At 59.3% G+C, this 241-nt stretch carries 1 protein-coding gene; it reads left to right on the top strand.

The genetic code is table 11. From position 1 onward, the window contains the following. Nucleotides 1-241 (top strand): hypothetical protein (locus tag BN358_RS26165; protein ID WP_198018379.1); only part of this gene is annotated, 241 nt, incomplete at both ends.

Here is a 241-nt window from a genome sequence, read left to right as displayed (position 1 = left end):
AAATCCCGAACAAGGAAGACAACAAGACTGACCCTGAGGACAGGCAAATCAAACTCATTCTGGACACCATCCGGCAGCACCTGCCCGGGTTCGACACCCAACAGGTCGGGCACGTCCTCGGCGATCGCGAGACTCTCCACCTTGGCGAATACACCATCCCGAAGGTGAGCCCCGAGACTGTGCAGGACGACCCCGAGATCCGCGTCCTGATCGCGAAAGATGCAGTGTCGACAGGCTGGGA

This window comes from Sedimentibacter sp. B4 (assembly GCF_000309315.1).
Lineage (GTDB): Bacteria > Bacillota > Clostridia > Tissierellales > Sedimentibacteraceae > Sedimentibacter > Sedimentibacter saalensis.
The sequence above is the reverse complement of the archived record's forward strand: the minus strand, read 5'-3'. Positions and strand labels throughout refer to the sequence as shown.